The 18,881-nt window shown below is 32.4% G+C and carries 17 protein-coding genes; 11 read left to right on the top strand and 6 right to left on the bottom strand.

The genetic code is table 11. The features are described from left to right. Positions 1-3 precede the first annotated feature (3 nt). From FH779_RS13600 to FH779_RS13585, 4 genes are all read left to right on the top strand, one after another. Positions 4-747 (top strand): TrmH family RNA methyltransferase, encoded by a 744-nt coding sequence (locus FH779_RS13600; RefSeq protein WP_115001648.1) that lies wholly within the window; start codon positions 4-6, stop codon positions 745-747. Positions 748-835: 88 nt separating this feature from the next. Next, complete coding sequence (locus FH779_RS13595) at positions 836-2,104, top strand: serine hydrolase domain-containing protein (protein ID WP_180905091.1); 1,269 nt, start codon at positions 836-838, stop codon at positions 2,102-2,104. 145 nt (positions 2,105-2,249) lie between these two features. Further along, entirely contained in the window at positions 2,250-2,633 is a 384-nt protein-coding gene (locus tag FH779_RS13590) for an HU family DNA-binding protein (protein WP_125350470.1), read from the top strand. Positions 2,634-2,814: 181 nt separating this feature from the next. Beyond that, positions 2,815-3,228, top strand: coding sequence for a GxxExxY protein (locus tag FH779_RS13585; RefSeq protein WP_180905090.1), 414 nt, complete (start codon positions 2,815-2,817; stop codon positions 3,226-3,228). 470 nt (positions 3,229-3,698) lie between these two features. On the opposite strand, the gene FH779_RS13580 is transcribed toward FH779_RS13585, so the two are convergent. Then, positions 3,699-4,811, bottom strand: coding sequence for an ABC transporter permease (locus FH779_RS13580; RefSeq protein WP_038333070.1), 1,113 nt, complete (start codon positions 4,809-4,811; stop codon positions 3,699-3,701). Next, a complete protein-coding gene (locus FH779_RS13575) occupies positions 4,811-6,883 on the bottom strand; it encodes a carboxy terminal-processing peptidase (RefSeq protein ID WP_180905089.1) in 2,073 nt (690 codons plus the stop codon). Before FH779_RS13575 ends, FH779_RS13580 begins: the two co-directional genes overlap by 1 nt. Before the next feature lie 193 nt (positions 6,884-7,076). Here FH779_RS13575 and surE point away from each other — a divergent pair, with 193 nt between their 5' ends. Then, positions 7,077-7,841 carry a 5'/3'-nucleotidase SurE gene (gene surE / locus FH779_RS13570; protein ID WP_038333074.1) on the top strand — a complete coding sequence of 255 codons (765 nt, stop codon included), beginning with the start codon at positions 7,077-7,079 and terminating at the stop codon, positions 7,839-7,841. Between the two features lie 202 nt (positions 7,842-8,043). On the opposite strand, the gene FH779_RS13565 is transcribed toward surE, so the two are convergent. Both FH779_RS13565 and gyrA read right to left on the bottom strand, forming a co-directional pair. Beyond that, entirely contained in the window at positions 8,044-9,240 is a 1,197-nt protein-coding gene (locus FH779_RS13565) for a tetratricopeptide repeat protein (RefSeq protein WP_180905088.1), read from the bottom strand. Positions 9,241-9,243: 3 nt separating this feature from the next. After that, the gene (gene gyrA, locus FH779_RS13560) at positions 9,244-11,817 is read right to left on the bottom strand and encodes a DNA gyrase subunit A (RefSeq protein WP_180905087.1); all 2,574 of its coding nucleotides are present in this window, start codon (positions 11,815-11,817) and stop codon (positions 9,244-9,246) included. A gap of 364 nt (positions 11,818-12,181) precedes the next feature. Here gyrA and rpmH point away from each other — a divergent pair, with 364 nt between their 5' ends. The 4 genes from rpmH (at position 12,182) to FH779_RS13540 (ending at position 15,139) form a co-directional block, all read left to right on the top strand. After that, positions 12,182-12,340 carry a 50S ribosomal protein L34 gene (rpmH, locus tag FH779_RS13555; RefSeq protein WP_019974979.1) on the top strand — a complete coding sequence of 53 codons (159 nt, stop codon included), beginning with the start codon at positions 12,182-12,184 and terminating at the stop codon, positions 12,338-12,340. Between the two features lie 82 nt (positions 12,341-12,422). Then, complete coding sequence (locus FH779_RS13550) at positions 12,423-13,115, top strand: cell division ATP-binding protein FtsE (protein ID WP_038333079.1); 693 nt, start codon at positions 12,423-12,425, stop codon at positions 13,113-13,115. 76 nt (positions 13,116-13,191) lie between these two features. Further along, complete coding sequence (locus FH779_RS13545) at positions 13,192-14,307, top strand: hypothetical protein (RefSeq protein ID WP_180905086.1); 1,116 nt, start codon at positions 13,192-13,194, stop codon at positions 14,305-14,307. 10 nt (positions 14,308-14,317) lie between these two features. Continuing rightward, positions 14,318-15,139 (top strand): 2OG-Fe(II) oxygenase, encoded by an 822-nt coding sequence (locus tag FH779_RS13540; RefSeq protein WP_180905085.1) that lies wholly within the window; start codon positions 14,318-14,320, stop codon positions 15,137-15,139. Positions 15,140-15,152: 13 nt separating this feature from the next. Here the strand turns inward: FH779_RS13540 and FH779_RS13535 are convergent, their stop codons facing one another. Further along, a complete protein-coding gene (locus FH779_RS13535; protein ID WP_180905084.1) occupies positions 15,153-16,271 on the bottom strand; it encodes a glycosyltransferase in 1,119 nt (372 codons plus the stop codon). An 18-nt stretch (positions 16,272-16,289) separates the two neighbouring features. Continuing rightward, entirely contained in the window at positions 16,290-16,523 is a 234-nt protein-coding gene (locus tag FH779_RS13530) for a hypothetical protein (RefSeq protein WP_052217635.1), read from the bottom strand. A gap of 76 nt (positions 16,524-16,599) precedes the next feature. Between FH779_RS13530 and kdsA the strand changes: the two genes are divergently transcribed. Continuing rightward, on the top strand, positions 16,600-17,409 hold the full coding sequence (kdsA, locus tag FH779_RS13525; protein ID WP_038333085.1) for a 3-deoxy-8-phosphooctulonate synthase: 810 nt from the start codon (positions 16,600-16,602) through the stop codon (positions 17,407-17,409). A 72-nt stretch (positions 17,410-17,481) separates the two neighbouring features. Further along, complete coding sequence (hemN, locus tag FH779_RS13520) at positions 17,482-18,843, top strand: oxygen-independent coproporphyrinogen III oxidase (protein WP_180905083.1); 1,362 nt, start codon at positions 17,482-17,484, stop codon at positions 18,841-18,843. Positions 18,844-18,881: the final 38 nt, after the last annotated feature.

The raw sequence follows: 18,881 nt of genomic DNA, 5'->3' as shown, positions 1-18,881 counted from the left end.
AATATGTTATCAAATAACGTTATTAAGATAATAACTTCTCTGGGTTCTAAAAAATATAGACAAAAATATAATTTGTTTGTCGTAGAAGGTGTTAAAAATATTGGGGAAGTTATAAAAAGTTCTATAAATATTAAAGAATTATTTATAACTGAAGACTTTTGGCCAGAAGCTACACATATCAAAAAGACTTTTATTGAAGAAAAAGACTTGAAAAAGATCAGTTTCTTAACTACTCCGAATGTAGGTTTAGCACTTTGTGAATTACCTAATTATAACGAAAACATCAAGTTGAATGGTTTAAGTATTGCTTTGGATGATATTCGAGATCCAGGTAATTTAGGAACAATTATCCGCTTGGCTGATTGGTTTGGTGTAGAGGATATTTTGTGTACCAAAGAATCTGTTGATATGTACAACCCAAAAGTTGTGATGTCGACAATGGGCTCTTTTACACGAGTGAAAGTTCATTATATCGATTTGGAGAAATACTTGTCTGACTATAAAGGAAACATTTTCGGGACTTTTATGGAAGGAGAATCTATTTATGAACAAACACTTCCACAAGAAGGTATCTTGGTAATGGGGAACGAAGCGAATGGAATTTCTCCAGAAATCGAGAAGTTAACGACAAATAAACTAAGTATTCCGTTCTTTGGGAAAAATGGTTCTACCGAAAGTCTCAACGTAGCTGTTGCAACAAGTGTCATCTTAGGCGAATTTAAGTCTCAACTTTCTCACAAATCATAAAAAAAACTTAATGTTTCTAAACGGGTAACTATTCCACAAATAAATATATACTTTAGTAGAAACAAACAATAAGATTAAGAAAAAACACATGAAATATGTAGCGGTTGTTCTTGCTTCTGCAATGCTGTTTATGGGAAGCTGTAGCAAGAAAAACGAACAAAAAGAAGAAGTTAGAAAGAAGGATCCTCACGCTTTGCGCTATGATTCGTTGGATTGGAAAGCAGATTTCAAGCCAATGAAGTACACACAAGCAGAACTTAATGACTACAGAAATAAACTAAACACTTATTACAAAGACTTTTGGGTTGACGGAAAAGTGAGCGGAGGTTTGTTGGTTGTGAAGAATGGGCAAGTACTTTTAGAGCAATATCAAGGGATGGCAGACGAAAGACATAAGCGTCCAATCACTGCCGAAACGCCTATTCACATAGCATCTATCTCGAAAGTTTTTACATCTATGGCGATACTTAAGCTGGTCGAGAAAGGTAAAATCAAATTAGATCAAAAAGTAAATACAATATTAGAAGGTTTTCCTTACGATGATATCACGGTTCGTAATTTGCTAAATCACCGCAGTGGTTTGCCAAATTATGCCAATGTTTTGTGGAATAACAAGAAGGTAATGATGGATCGCGAGAAACCAATTTCTAATCAAGATGTGTTAGATATCTTTAGAGAATTTGACGTTAAGCAAATTCGTCCCGCAGACAAAGGGTTTTATTACTCGAATACCAACTTCGCTTTTCTTGCTTTAGTAATCGAAAAGATTATGAAAATGCCTTATCCGAAAGCAATGAAATACATGGTTTTTGACCCTCTTGAGATGAATCATACCTTTGTTTTTGAGTATGATCGCGATAAAGATACAGTAGCACGTTCTTACAAATACAATGGTTACGAGTGGGCTTGGGATGATTTTGACCGCACGTATGGAGACAAAAATATCTACTCAACGCCAAGAGATTTGTACAAGTTAGATGTTGCCATGTATTCAGATGATTTCTTACCGAAGAATATAAAGAAAGAAGCTTTCCAAGGATATAGTTACGAGCAGAAAGGTTTCAAGAATTATGGGCTTGGAATGCGCTTGTTAGAATATGACAATGGTAAAAAACTATTGTATCACAATGGTTGGTGGCACGGGAATAACACCGTTTTTGTACACGATGTTAACAATCAATTTACGGTAATTGCATTAGGAAATAAGCAGAATAAGAATATATATAGTGCATTCAAATTGGCTGGACTTACAGGAACTTATCCGCTAAAAGCACCTAATAAAGACTCGATGAGGTTGCATAAACAACCAATTGTACCAAAAACAACAGCAAAACTTTCGACCAAAGTTTCAAGATAATAGCAAGGCTTCCTTATATATGGAAGCCTTTTTTATTTTTGTGTTATAATGTATTTTATTGATAATCAATAGTTTTATTTTGTTAATTAAATATAAAGTATTAAATTAGAGTTAATTAACTCTTAATTTATAAATACTTTTAATTATGGCTGTAAAATACAACGTTATTCAGAAGGCTTACCCAGGAGATCCTACGGGGCCTAAAAAGTTCTACGCAAATTCTATTGCAGATGGTGAAGTATCACTTCGAAATTTGAGTAAAGAAATTGCGCAAACCTCATCTATTAGTGAGAGTGATGTATATGCAACATTAATTGATTTGGCTAAAATGTTATCGAAACATTTGTCTGATGGAAAGATTGTTCGCTTGGGAGATTTTGGTTCTTTTCAAATAAGTATTAGTAGTGAGGGCGTGGATACTGCAAACAAAGTAAATTCTGCGACTATTAAAGGCGCTAAAATACTTTTTAGACCTGGTCTCGATTTACGAGATACTTTAGCTACTTTAAAGTATGAGAAAAAGAAATAGTTAAGATAATTTTTCTAACTTCTAATTGAAGTAAATAAAAAACGTCAAGTGGTTTTCATTAAAATCACTTGACGTTTTGTTTAAAACCTCCTTAGGTTTTATATAAAAGGTAGGGAGGTTTTTATAGAAAGTTTATTTATATCTCACTTGAATAATCATTAACAACATAGAAACATAGACTATGATAACTAAAAAATATTTAGATGAATTAACTTATGAAATAATAGGTTCTGCTATAGAAGTCCATAAAATAATGGGTAGAGGATTATTAGAAAGTGTTTATCATCAATGCTTAAAAGAAGAATTAAATCATAGGAAAATAAATTTTCTCACAGAAATGAAGGTTCCGGTTATCTATAAAGAAAAACTACTTGATCTCGATTTTCGTTGTGACCTCTATGTAGAAAATAGTATAGTTGTTGAGTTAAAAGCCGTGCAAGATATTGTTCCTGCTTATGAAGCTCAATTATTAACTTATATGAAACTACTGAAATGTCCAAAAGGAATATTAATCAACTTCAATTGTTTTAACATATTTAATGAAGGACAAAAAACGTATGTTAATGAGTTTTTTACTCATCTTCCAAATTATTAAACCGATGTATTTATATTGTAAAAACAGATAGGTTTTAAATTTTGTTTTGGTAAAATATTAACCACATAGAAACATAGAAATTGATTAATTGTGATTTATTTATAAACTTTCAGTTATTAACTTAAGTAAAGTTACTGTGAAAACTATAAGTCTATTCTAATATTTCTAAGAATTAAACCTATGTATCTATGTAGATAAAAAAGAAATATTTTAAATTTTCTTTTGGTAAAATCTTAACTACATAGAAACATAGAAATTGATTAATTGTGATTTGTTTATATACTTTCAGTTGTTAACTTAAGTAAAGTTATTGTGAAAACTAAAAGTCTATTCTAATCTTTATAAATATATAACCTATGTCTCTATGTGGTTAAAAAAGATAAAATATTAATCATATAGAGACATAGATAAAGATATAACTTGTGTTTTAAATTATTTAAAAAAAGAAAATATAAAACTTTATAAGTTTCTTACTGCTTAATATCCATAATATCTCGCAATACATTTCCAAAGATATTAAACCCAAGAACCAATAACATAATCGCTAATCCCGGTAGGATAGCCAAATGTTGTTTCCCTAAAATAATATGATTATAATGTTCTTTTATGATATTTCCCCAAGACGGAGTAGGAGGTTGTGCACCAATTCCAAGGAAACTAAGACCGCTTTCTACTAAAATTGCCGAAGCAAAATTGGCAGCAGATATAACGATAATAGGAGCAATAACATTAGGTAATATTTGATTGAAGATGATTCTTGTGTCCGAAAATCCTAAAGCTTTTGCTGCTTCTACGAATTCTTTTTCTCTGTATGATAGGAATTGTCCACGAACTACACGTGCAACTTCTACCCACATCGTTAGTCCAACTGCGATAAATATCTGCCAAAACCCTTTTCCGATAGCTAAGGTAATCGCAATAACCAATAGTAATGTTGGTATAGACCACACAACGTTTATCAACCACATTATTATGTTATCTGTTCGTCCCTTGTAATAACCTGCAAGAGCACCCAAGGAGATTCCGACAACTAATGAAATGAAAACAGCAATAAACCCGATAAGAAAAGAAATTCTTGTCCCGATAATTAACCTCGAATAAAAGTCTCTTCCGTAAGAATCTGTTCCAAGTAAATAGGTTTTTGTATAGATAAAATCCTTCTCTATATCTTGCGTTTTGATGTTATGCTTTGTCCAAGTTGACAAATCTATCTTTACTGCTTCACCACTTAGTCCGTTTCCTATATAAGGAACATAAGTAATGCTTTGTCCATCTCTTTTGTAAGATGTAATACTTATTTGTTCGGTATCGATCTCTTTCCCGAAAATAAAATCAGAAAAGTTAGTCTTTCCTGAATAATTAGGTAAAGGGATTTCGATTGTTTTTTGCTGATAACCTATAGGTGAATATGCAATGGTTAGGTCCTGTCTGTTTGCATTTTCCGTTTTGTCGGACGCAAAGACATAAGCAAAAATAGAAATGATTGCAGCTAATACTATTACACTAAAAGAAAGAACACCAAGGGTGTTCTTTCTTAATTTATTGAATACGATATGAGAAAATGAACCGTTTTCTTGTTCCATTATTTAATGTCTCTTAAAACGTTAACAGCTTCGTTTAAATAAAAGTCTTTTTGCATTCCTTTGAACCAATTGTTACGTTTAGCTTTCAGCACAGTATCTGTTTTTGTAGTTGCCAAATCGTTTTGATTCATTGTAAATTTGAAATTGTTTTTATACTTGTCTAAAGCTTCGAATTTCTTGATTTTATCTTCGCGTGTTTTACGGTACGTTTTGTAATCTTCTAAGTTCAAAGGAATCTCTTTTACATCTTCCATTGATTTGATGAACTTGAAACTTTCGTTCATTAATGCTAAGTGAGCATTGTTTGCCAAACGAGTTTTACTGTTCGCTTTAATCTTCGCTAAATCGAAAGCAGAAGGCCATTTTGCAATAACCAATGGTTTGATTTGATCCCAGTTCAAGGCTTCTGGTCGAGAAGCTTCGCTGATATCTTCGTAAGTGAATTGATCAACTAATGCAATGTCCGACTGAACTCCTTTCAATTGTGTAGAACCTCCGTTTACTCGGTAGAATTTTTGTATTGTTAACTTAATAGCACCTAACTCATCACTTCCCGACTGACGATCTAAAGGCAAGATTGTTTGTACAGTACCTTTACCAAAGGTTTGCGGAGAACCCACAATAACAGCGCGACCATAGTCTTGCATTGCTGCTGCAAAAATCTCTGACGCAGATGCAGAAAGCTCGTTAACCATTACTACTAAAGGTCCGTCGTATGCGATAGAATTATCTTTGTCTTCGTGAATTTTAAGCATTCCGTCCGAACGTCTCACCTGAACAATTGGTCCTTGATTGATGAACAATCCAGAGATTTTAACTACCTCTTCAAGAGAACCACCTCCATTATTTCTAACATCGAAAACAAGACCTTTGATGTTTTCTTTCTTCAAGATTTCAATTTCTTTCTTGATATCATCCGAAGGGTAACGTCCGCCTTCTTTACCCATCGGCGTATAGAACTCAGGTAAATAGATGATTCCGTATTTATCTCCTTTCTCGTCCGTAATAACAGATGAGCGAGCAAACACTTCTTCGGATTCAATTACTTCACGAATCAAAGAGATTGTTTGTTGAGAACCGTCTTTTTTCTGAATAGTTAAGACAACTTCTGTTCCTTTCTTCCCTTTAATCAAGCGAATAGCATCGCTCAAAATCATCCCAACGATGTTTTTAGCTTCACCATTTTTCCCTTGTGCAACTTTAATGATCTTGTCACCAACTTCTAATTTATTGCTCTTCCAAGCTGGTCCGCCTACAATTAATTCAGCAATTGTAGCGTAACCTCTTTTGTCTTGTATTTTGGCTCCAATTCCTTCCATTTGTCCAGACATTTCGAACTCGAAATCTTCTTTACTTGTTGGAGAAAAGTATGTTGTGTGCGGATCGTATTGTTCTGTAAACGAGTTCATGTAAATAGAAAAATAGTTCTCGCGTTTTGTCTGCTTTATACGACGGAAATAATCAGAAATTAAGTCTTTAACTTCTTCACGCGCCATTTTTTCTACTTCTGCAAAAGGAGTATCTTTTGTGATTTTCTTTTTCTCATCTGCCAAAGGATCTTTTACAGGTTTTATAGAAGAAGAGTTGTCTAATGTATCTTTCTTTTGACCTTTTAATTCGTCTTGCATTGAAATGATTTCTAACATCACGTTATATTTCAAATATTTGCGCCACAAATCTTTCGCTTCGTTCTTATCTTTCGCGAATTTTGATGTTTTATAATCGATGTTGAAATTCTCTTTTTGATTAAAATCAAAAGGTTTTGACAAGGCATCCATCGAATATTTTTCAGCTTCAGCAATACGTTTGTAGATTGTATCAACAGTAGAATTGTAGAAACCTAAGTTTTCTGATTTGTAATAATCATCTAAATTGTGATAATCTTTTTTGAATAGATCATAATCAGATTGCAATAAAAAACGTTTGCTTGGATCAATGTATTCTAAATATTTATTGAAAACATTTTCCGAAAATTTATCATCTACAGTAGCAGGTTTGTAATGTAGGTAAGTTAGGGTGTTTCGTGTATTTTTTACGATTAACTTTTCTCTTTCTTCATCTGTGTCTAACATGGGTTTGCAAAAGCAAAAAGCAAGCAAACTCATTGATAAAAACGATAGTAATACATACGTTTTTTTAATTAACATATTGCGTTGGTATTATATAAATTAATAATTTAAGACTCCTTCAAATATAAAACAAAAAAGAAATTAGAAGGAAGTTTTTTACATTTGTAAAAATGATGAATAAAAGTAAGAATAAAATATGGAAAGACCGCTAATTTTAGTTACAAATGATGATGGAGTAACTGCGCCTGGAATAAGAGCGTTGATAGAGATTGCAAAAGGATTTGGAGAAGTTTATGTTGTTGCGCCAGATAGTCCGCAAAGTGGAATGGGACATGCGGTGACAATAAATTCGACATTGTTTTGTGATGAAATAGAAGTTGATGAAGATGTAAAAGAGTATGCGTGTTCTGGAACGCCAGTGGATTGTGTGAAATTGGCTGTTTCGCAAATTTTGCCTCGTAAACCAGATTTGTGTATTTCGGGAATTAATCACGGATCAAATTCGTCGGTGAATGTGATTTATTCGGGAACAATGTCTGCTGCTGTAGAAGCTGGAATAGAAGGAATTCCTGCGATTGGTTTTTCGTTGTGTGATTTTGCTTATAATGCAGATTTTAAAGCTGGAGAAGAATTTATTAAAACAATTATTGATCAAGTTTTAAAACATAAATTACCAAAAGGTGTGGTGTTGAACGTGAACATTCCGAAGTTGAAAGAACATGAAATAAAAGGAATAAAAGTTTGTCGTCAAGCTGATGCTAAATGGGAAGAAAAATTTGATAAACGTGAAGATCCTCGTGGAAGAACGTATTATTGGATGAGTGGAGAGTTTAAAAATCTTGATAAAGGTGAGGATACAGACGAACGTGCTTTAGAGGAAGGTTATGTTTCGGTTGTGCCAGTTCGTTATGATTTGACAGCACATCATTTTTTACCAGATTTAAGAAATTGGGATTTGTAGATTTGTTCTAAGTTCTAAGTTCTAAGTTCTAAGTTCTAAGTTCTAAGTTCTAAGTTCTAAGTTCTAAGTTCGTTTTCATTCTGAACTCGTTTCAGAATCACATGATACAAATTGATAAGAAGCTGAAATAAATTCAGTTTGACAAATCATAAAAAAAAAGGACTTCAATTGAAGTCCTTTTTTTTGTGTTATATTGAAATAATTATTTTACTAATTTTTTCTCAGCATCACGATAAAAATTTTCTTTTTGATCGTTTCCTAACGTTTTGTAAGCTTGAATTAAGTTACGAATAACTTGACGATTTTCTGGTTGAATTTCGTACATCTTTTCAAGGTAAGGAGCTGCTTCTGTAAATAAAGCTTTACGTTTTGCTTCGTTTGCGTTGTAAACTTCTTTCTCTTTTTTAGATGTTCCTAAATTGTTGTTCATTGTTTCAACAATTTCTTTATCTGGTTGCAAAATAGCTAAAACTAAATTGTTGTAAGACTCGAAATGTTTAGGATTTAATTCAATCGCTTTTTTGAACAAGTTTTTAGATTCTCCAGCTTTAGAAGTGTCATCTAAATATAAAACACCTAAGTTGTAATAATTTTGCGCATCGTTTGGATTAATTTTAATCGCTTCTTCGATACGTTTTGTCATTTTATCAGCGTTTCCAGAAACTTGGTAAATTCCAGTTGCGATATTGTTGATGTCAGCATCTTTTGGATATTTTGTAGTTGCTTCTTCTACGATTGCATCATATTTTTTTGCATTATATAATCCATTAAGAGCTAAAACATACATATCACGGTTGTAATCTTTTGTTTGATTAGCTGATTTACCTGTGAATCCTTTTGCTGCTAATTCTTTCAAAATCGTTAACGATTTATCGTAATCATTTGCATTGTAAAAACAGATTGCTGCTTGATATTTGTAGATATCTTCTTTTGTACCTAAAGCTTCAACTAAGTTGAAAACATTTAAGAATTTTGTTCCAGCTTCTGTATATTGTTTAGCGTCCATTGCTTTGTTTGCTGCGTCTAATTCTTTGTTTGCTAAATTAGAAACTTCAGATTGTAACAAGAAACCATATTTTGGTTGTAAAGCAACTTCTTTTGCTTTTGCGTAATTACCACCAGCTGTAGCTTTATCTAAATCAGCTTGAGAATAGTAAAATTCGTCTTTTTTAGAGTCTTTATTTTTGACTTGCCAAACTTTACCGTTTTCGTATTTAGATAATTTTGCTAAATCTTGACTTGCTTTTGTAACGTCACCTTTTGCTAAGTTTTCTTTAGCTGATTTATTGTATTTTTCAGCTAAAACCGTAGGTTCTGTCGTTAATTCTTCTGTGTTAGTTTGAGCGAATGATGTTGACATTGCTAAAACTAATCCTAAACTAAATAATAATTTTTTCATTGATTATTCATTATTTGGATCCTCAGCAGGCGTTTCTTCTGCTTGAGTTTCGTTGTTTTCGTTTGTGTTTTCTACAACAATTGGATTTCCTTCTTCATCAAGTTCTACTTCATCCTCCAATTCTTCTTCAACCTGTACTTTTGCAATTGCTGCAATTTCGTCGTTCTTTTTCAAGTTAATCAATCGAACACCTTGCGTTGCACGACCCATTACACGAATTTCATCTAAACCAGTTCTAATTGCAACTCCAGATTTATTAATAATCATTAAATCATCTTCGTCTGTAACAGCTTCAATCGCGATTAATTTTCCAGTTTTATCAGTAATATTAAGAGTTGTTACACCTTTACCACCACGATTCGTTTCGCGATAATCTTCGATAGAAGAACGTTTTCCGTAACCTTGTTCAGAAACAACTAATACAGTTTCTTTTTCTACATCAGTCACAACAATCATCCCGATAACCTCATTATCTGGTTGATCTCCTAAATTGATACCACGAACTCCAGAAGCAGTACGACCCATTGGACGAACTTTTTCGTCTTCGAAACGGATAGCTTTACCATATTTAGAAGCGATCATGATTTGAGATTTCCCATCTGTTAATAATGCTTCTAATAATGTGTCACCTTCGCGAACTGTAATTGCGTTGATACCATTTACACGTGGACGAGAATAAGCTTCTAAAGATGTTTTCTTGATGATACCATTTTTAGTTACCATGATTACGTAATTATTATTTACGTATTCTTCGTTCATTAAATCGTGTGTAAGGATATATGCTTTTACTTTATCATCTGGTTCGATGTTAATCAAATTCTGAATTGCACGACCTTTTGATGTTTTAGAACCTTCTGGAATTTCGTATACACGCATCCAAAAACATTTTCCTTTTTCTGTAAAGAATAACATGTATTGGTGGTTAGATGCCGAAACCATATATTCTAAGAAATCTTCGTCACGTGTTGTAGCGGCTCTGTTACCAACTCCTCCACGAGATTGTTTGCGGTATTCAGAAAGTGGTGTACGTTTGATGTAACCCATGTGAGAAATTGTTAAAACAACTTGCTCATCAGGAATTAAATCTTCGATATTTAAATCTCCACCTGCATAATCGATATCTGTACGACGTTCGTCACCATATTTTTTACGAACTTCTAATAACTCATCTTTGATAATTTGCATACGTAAATCTTCGTTTGCTAAAATATCTTTCAAGTGGTTAATCATTTTCATGATTTCTTCGTACTCTTCACGAATTTTATCAATCTCAAGACCAGTTAATGTACGTAAACGTAGATCTAAAATTGCACGTGCTTGAATTTCTGATAACTCGAAAGCTTCCATTAATCCTGTACGCGCTTCGTCTGGTGTTGCAGATTCGCGAATGATTTTAATTGCACGATCAAGATCATCTTGTGTACCGATTACTTTCATGTAACCTTCTAAGATATGAGCTCTTTCTTGTGCTTTTCTCAATTCATATTCCGTACGACGAACAATCACTTCGTGACGGTGTTCTACGAAATGATAAATCATATCTTTCAAGTTCAATTGCTCTGGTCTTCCTTTTACCAAGGCAATATTATTTACACTGAAAGATGATTGTAATTGAGTAAATTTATATAGTTTATTTAAAACAACGTTAGGAACCGCATCCATTTTAAGGACATAAACGATACGCATACCTTTACGGTCAGATTCGTCACGAATTTCAGAAATACCATCTAATTTACCATCTTTTACTAACTCAGCAGTTTTTGCAATCATATCTGCTTTGTTAACTTGATAAGGAATTTCTGTAGCAATAATACAATCGCGACCATGTACTTCTTCGAAATTAGTTTTTGCACGTAAAACAACACGTCCACGTCCAGTTTCGAAAGCTTGTTTTACACCATCGTAACCATAAATTGTACCTCCTGTTGGGAAGTCTGGTGCTTTGATGTATTGTGTTAATTCGTCAATTGTAATCTCACGATTGTCGATGTAAGCAATTGTTCCGTCAATAACTTCTGTTAAGTTATGTGGCGCCATATTTGTTGCCATACCAACTGCAATACCAGATGCACCATTTACTAATAAGTTTGGAACGCGAGTAGGTAATACAGTAGGTTCTTGGATAGTATCGTCAAAGTTTAGTTGAAAGTCAACTGTCTCTTTATCTAAATCAGCTAATAATTCGTCTGAAATTTTTTGAAGTCTTGCTTCAGTATAACGCATTGCAGCAGGTGGATCACCATCTACAGAACCGTAGTTACCTTGTCCGTCAACCAATAAGTAACGCAAAGACCAAGGTTGCGCCATACGTACCATTGTGTCGTAAACAGAACTGTCGCCGTGTGGGTGGAATTTACCTAAAACTTCCCCTACAATACGTGCCGACTTTTTGTAAGAACGATTAGAAAAAACACCTAATTCATACATTCCGAATAATACTCTACGGTGTACAGGTTTTAAACCATCACGCACATCCGGAAGCGCACGAGATACGATTACCGACATCGAATAATCGATGTAAGCGGATTTCATTTCATCCTCAATGTTAATTGGGATTAGTCTTTCTCCTTCAGTCATATTGTTTTGTTATATAAGGTGGCTAATATACGAATTTTAAGCTAAAAAAAGACTGATAAAAACAAGATATTTGATGTTTTATGAAAGTTTTAAGGAAACTTTTCTAATCCTTCTAAAAATAGCTTCGTTTGATCTTCGCAAATGATATTGTTGATAAGTTTTAATTGTTATTGTTTTAATTTTCTCTTGCTTAACAAAAAAATGTTTTTATATTTGCACTTCGAAAATTACAAAGTGTAGAACGGAACGCGGTTTACTATTAATTCAGCTTTTTTGTAATTTTCTATCAATTTGATTTTTGAATTAATAATAATAACTGTATATTTGCAACCCATTCGAGTAATGGATTAGAAACTTAGTAAAGATGAGTAAGAGAACATTTCAACCAAGTAACAGAAAAAAAAGAAACAAACACGGATTCCGTGAGCGTATGGCTTCTAAAAACGGGCGCAAAGTATTAGCTGCTCGTAGAAAGAAAGGAAGAAAAGCATTAACTGTTAGTGAAGTAAGAGCTAAAAGATAATCGCTACAATTCATAAAAAATAAGCTTGAAGGTCGTTCTTTCAAGCTTTTTTTTTACATTTGTTTTAAAGACTGTAGAAAGTATGGAAGCTAAAAATGTAATTGAGTTAAGTCAATCATCTATATATCAAAGAAATCATTTAGTATTATCTGACGTTAATTTCACACTTAACGAAGGAGAATTTGTTTACCTAATCGGAAAAACAGGAAGTGGAAAAAGTAGTTTATTGAAAGTGCTTTATGGTGATTTGCCGCTTCAATCAGGACAAGGTTCTGTGGTTGGAATGGATTTGAAATCACTGAAAACAAGTAAAATTCCTGATCTTAGAAGACATTTAGGAATCGTTTTCCAGGATTTCCAATTGTTAACAGATCGTACGGTAGAGCAAAATTTAACGTTCGTGTTGAAAGCAACAGGTTGGAAGGATAAAGCGACAATCGATAAACGTATTGATGAGGTTTTAGATTCGGTAGGGATGTTGTCTAAAAAGAAAATGATGCCGTTCCGTCTTTCTGGAGGTGAGCAACAACGTGTTTCTATAGCTCGTGCATTGTTAAATCATCCTGAATTAATTTTAGCCGATGAGCCAACAGGAAATTTAGATCCAGAAACATCAAATGATATTATGGATTTGTTGCTGTCAGTATCGAAAGAAAATAATTGTGCAGTTTTGATGGCTACACACGATTACGAAATTATTCGTCGTTATCCTGCGCGTAAGGTACGTTGTGAAGACGGAAGATTATTTGAAGTTGCAGAAGCGATATCAGAATAAGATAAATTACACAATATAATTTTAAAGAAAGAGTTTACTTAGTTGTAGACTCTTTTTTTTGTTAAATAATTAACTAATGTATCAAGGTAGAAAACTTCATTTTATAAGTATGGATGTTCCATTTCCTCCCAATTATGGAGGCGTTATAGACGTTTTTTATAAATTGAAAGCATTTCATCAACTTGGGGTTGAGATTTATTTACATTTGTTTGGATTTAACGAAACAGAAAGCGATGTTTTAAGAAAATATGCTAAAGAAGTTTATTTTTATCCAATAGATCAAAAGCCTTATTATATTTTTCAGAAATATCCTATTTCAGTAAAATCTAGGGATAGCAAATTATTGTATGAACGAATTAAATCGTTGAAAGCACCTATTTTTTTTGAAAGTCTAAAAACAACATTTATTTTGAATAAATACAACCTTGAAGGTTATTCTAAATATTTGCGACTACATAATATTGAACAAAATTATTTTTCTGGATTAGCAGAAAGCGAAAAGAATCTAGTGAAAAAAGCATTGTTTTATATTGAGGCAAAAAAATATATTCAATACGAAAATATTATTCATCAGTTTGATGAAGTTTTTACACTCTCTAAATTTGAACAAAATTATATTCAAGAAAAATATAATAAAGGAAAATTTGTTCCTGTTTTTCACGGAAATGAAACTTTTGAATCATTAAGTGAGAAAGGAGAATTTGCTTTATATCATGGAGATTTGAGAGCTTCGGACAATTGTAAAGTAGTCGATTTCTTGATAGAAGTGTTTAAAGTAATTGATTATCCTTTCGTTATTGCTTCAGGTTCTAGAGAGAATTGGGTAAAAGCAAAAATTAAAAATCATCCACATATACAATTTGTTAAATTGAAAGATTTTAATCATTTGAAAAATCTTTTCGAAAAAGCACATCTCAATATAGCGTGGTCTTTTCAGGAATCTGGAACAAAACTAAAAGTGATAAATGCATTATTCAATAGTCGTTTTTCGATAATTAATGAAAATGTGATAGATGATGAGAAAATTAGTGGACTTTGTGTTCAAGTTTCGAATAAATCAGAGCTGATAAAAGCTATTAATCATTTAAAAAATCAATCTTTTTTGGCGTCAAAAGAATATATTGATACGCTTGAATATGATTTGAATGATAAATTGAATGCAGAAATTATTTTGAAACAAATTTTTAATTAACTTTATGATTATGAATAGAAATCAATTTGCAGATATAATTTTACAACGATTAATTGATCAAAAGGAAGAAATAAGTCAACAATATAATAGTAGCAAAGATAAGATCGGTTATTTTTGGGTTGATGATTTATTGCCAGAAGAATTAGCTTTGGAGATAAATCAAGTTTTTCCGCAAGAAAAAGAAATGGTGTTGAAAAAAAGTTTGAAAGAAGATAAATATATTGCAGTTCAAATGGATCAATATCATCCTATTTTAGAAGAAATTATTTATGCTTTTCAAGATGAAAGAATCGTAAATTTGATTGCTGAAATTTGTGAAATAAAACAACCTATTCCAGATTCGTCTTTGTATGCTGGTGGTTTATCTATGATGGGAAATCGTCAGTTTTTGCAGCCTCATTTGGATAATTCTCATGATGCGAAAAGAGAATTGTGGCGTGTGTTGAATTTGTTGTATTATGTAACGCCAGATTGGAAAGAAGAATATGGTGGAAATTTGGAAATTTGGCCAAATGGATTGAAAAATGATCAGATTACAATTTTTAGTAAATTCAATCGATTAGCAGTAATGGCAACGCATAATGATTCTTTGCATTCGGTTTCTCCAATAAAGTTTAAAGGTTTTAGAAAATGTGTTTCAAATTATTATTTTTCTAAAGAACCTTTAAGAGAGACAGATTCCTTTCATGTGACTTCGTTTAGAGGTCGTCCAGAGCAAAAGGTTTTGGATCAAGTTTTACAAGTTGATAATGCTCTAAGAATGGGCGTTAGAAAAGTATTTAAAAAAGGAGTAGTGGAAAATCCACATATTTATAAAAAAGAAGAAAAGTAGATTAAAATTTAATCTACTTTTTTATTTTTTCAAAAATCTCCTTCAATTTTAATTCTTCATTTTCCCAACAAAGTTCGTTTGCAGCATTAGCAAGGTTTTCTTGGTAACTTCTTTTTCCTTCGTTTAAGATTTCTTGTAGTTTTTCAGCCAAATGTTTTGGTTCGTGATTGTCAATCACTTTTCCAACTTTATATTCTTCGACCATTTTTTTGATTTCAGGTAAATTTGTTGCTAAAATTGGTACTCTAGCTTGAATAAAGTCAAATAATTTATTCGGTAGAGCGTAGCGATAGCTTAATCCTAAATCTTCTTCCATACTCATTCCTACATCAGCTAAAGGTGTTATAGTTTTTAAAGTTTTTGGGGGAATATTTCCTAGAAAATGAATGCGATTAGTTAAATTTAGATCTCTTACCAATTGTTCGTATTCAGTTTTTTTAGGCCCTTCGCCAGCAATCCAAAATTGACAATTATTAATGTGTTTAAACGCTTCAATCATTTTGTCAATTCCTCGACTCATGTTAATTGCGCCTTGATACAATAATATTTTATCGTTTGTTGGATTTTCGGGTAAGCGAAAGAAAATTAAATCTTGTTTATCGTTAAGTTTTGTTCGGTTGGGAACATTTCTAATCACAGCCGGATTAGCACCATATTCCTTGCGAAACCAATTGGCATATCCATCACTTACTGTATAAAAATATTTGATTTTTGGAACAAGAAAACGTTCTAAAGTTTTCCAAACTTTTTTTGTTTTAGGACGATTGTGTAATGATGGTAATTCTGAATAAATTTCGTGACTATCAAAAACTAAAGGAATTTTTTTGATTTTACTAACCAAATAAAAAGGAAGTAAACTATCCAAATCATTCGCTAATAAAATAGTTTGTTTATCCGCTTTTTTAAGCAAAGTGAAAAACAATTTGTAATTGAATTCTGTATACTTTTTCATTGTTGATTGATTTTTTTGTTCCATCAAAAATGTCTTGTACGGTTTATTCAATTCTGGTCTTCCGTTTATAGTCGCGCCAATCAATTCTACATCGTACCCAAATTTTAACAAAGAATGGCAAACTTTATCTAATCTTTGATCCGTTTCAATATTATTTAGTACAGCAGATAGGATTTTCAATTTTATGGTTTTTTAAGATTATTTTCCAGGTTTGAAGACGATATAATACGCCTGAACTAAAAATAAAATCGCATTTGGAATAAGGACTGGCCAAGCCTCAATCATAGCAGCATAAATTACAAAACATACACAACCAATTGCATTGATAATGCGGATAATTGTAATCTTCGAAAAAAAGAATGCTAGTACAATAAAGACTGAAGCGAGATAGCCAAAAATATCAGCTATACCAATGTTAGATAAAAAATCCATAAAACGATAAATAAGAATGATAAAGTATAGGCAAAATTATGAAAAATAAGTCGATAACTTTGTGTAAATTTGCACAATGATAGAAACTTTATCAAAGATAAAACACAAAGATTCGCCAAACTTCTTTTTACTTGCTGGTCCATGTGCCATCGAAAGTGAAGATATGGCTTTGAGAATTGCTGAAAAAGTAGTAACCATTACTGATAAGTTAGAGATTCCTTATGTTTTTAAAGGATCTTTCAAAAAAGCAAATCGTTCTCGTATTGATAGTTTTACAGGAATTGGAGATGAAAAAGCATTGAAAATTATTCAAAAAGTTGGAGAAACTTTTGATGTTCCAACAACTACAGATATCCATGAACCTTTTCATGCAGAAATGGCGGCGGCTTATGTAGATGTGTTACAAATTCCTGCTTTCTTGGTTCGTCAAACCGATTTAGTGGTTGCAGCTGCACAAACAGGGAAACATGTTACATTGAAGAAAGGTCAATTTCTTTCGCCAGAAGCAATGAAATTTCCTGTAGAAAAAGTAACAGATTCTGGTAATAGTAATGTTGCAATTATCGAACGTGGAACTATGTTAGGTTACGGAGATTTAGTGGTAGATTATCGTGGGATTCCTGTGATGCAGAATTATGCGCCAGTTATTTTAGATATTACGCATTCTTTGCAACAACCAAATCAAGCTTCGGGTGTAACAGGAGGAAAACCAGAATTAATCGAAACAATTGCAAAAGCTGGAATTGCTGTTGGTGCTGACGGTATTTTTATCGAGACGCATCCAGATCCTAAAAACGCAAAAAGTGACGGAGCAAACATGTTACAATTAGATTTGTTAGAAGACTTATTAACTAAATTGGTTAGAGTTCGTCAGGCAATTCTATAAAAATAATTTTTAAAGAAAATTTATTAAATAATACTTAGTCAAGTTGATTAAGTATTTTTAATTTTTTAGATAATGAATAATTTAATTCAGAAATATAATATTCCAGGACCTCGTTACACAAGTTATCCAACTGTTCCGTTTTGGGACAATGATGATTTTACTAAACAAGGTTGGATTGAAACTTTTCAACGATCTTTCGATGAAAGTAATGCTGAAGAAGGGATATCAATTTACATTCATTTACCTTATTGCGAGTCGTTATGTACGTTTTGTGCATGTAACAAACGAATTACGAAACAGCATTCGGTAGAAGTTCCGTATATTGATACAGTTTTGAAAGAATGGAAATTATATGTGGATTTATTTTCATCTCGACCAAAAATTAAAGAAATTCATTTAGGAGGAGGAACACCAACGTTTTTCTCTCCAGAAAATTTGAAGAAATTAATTGATGGTATTTTTGAATATGCGGATGTTGCCGAAGGACACGAATTTAGTTTAGAAGGTCATCCAAATAACACAACAAGAGAACATTTACAGGCTTTATACGATTTAGGTTTTAGACGTATTTCGTATGGTGTACAAGATTATGATCTAAAAGTTCAGGAAGCGATTAATCGTGTTCAACCTTTCGAGAATGTGAAAAGAGCAACCGAAGAAGCGCGTGAAATTGGTTTTACATCGATTTCTCACGATTTGATTTTTGGTCTTCCACATCAAACAATGGAAGGAATGATGGAAACGATTAATTTGACAAAAGAATTAAATCCAGATCGTATTTCGTTTTACAGTTATGCGCATGTTCCGTGGATAAAAGGTGTTGGACAACGTGGTTTTCATGATGATGATTTGCCTTCACCAGAATTGAAACGCGCATTATATGAAGAAGGAAAGAAAATGTTCGAAGAAATGAACTATTTCGAAGTTGGAATGGATCATTTTGCTTTAGAACAAGATTCGATGTATCAATCGATGAAAAACCATACATTACATCGTAATTTTATGGGATATTCTTCTTCGAAAACACAATTAATGGTTGGTTTGGGTGTTTCTTCTATCAGCGATTCTTGGTATAGTTTTGCACAAAACGAGAAGACGGTAGAAGAGTACGAAAAATCAATAAATAACGGAGAATTATCCGTTTTCAAAGGTCATATTTTATCAGAAGAAGATTTGATTATGCGTCGTCATATTCTAAATTTAATGTGTAATTTAGAAACTTCTTGGGCTGATGATAATATGAAATTTGATGATGTAGATCGTATCAAAACTATGTTGCAAGATATGGTTGACGATAATTTGATTGAATTTGTAGAAAATGGTTTGATCGTAAAAGAAGAAGGACGTCCATACGTGAGAAATGTATGTATGACATTCGATAAGAGAATGATAGATAACGAGCCAGAAACACGCATTTTCTCAATGACAATCTAATAAAATAGATAAATGTTTTAAACTTTATCAAAAAAAGT

It is taken from the genome of Empedobacter falsenii, from assembly GCF_013488205.1.
GTDB lineage: Bacteria > Bacteroidota > Bacteroidia > Flavobacteriales > Weeksellaceae > Empedobacter > Empedobacter falsenii_C.
This window is presented reverse-complemented; position numbering and strand designations above follow the sequence as displayed.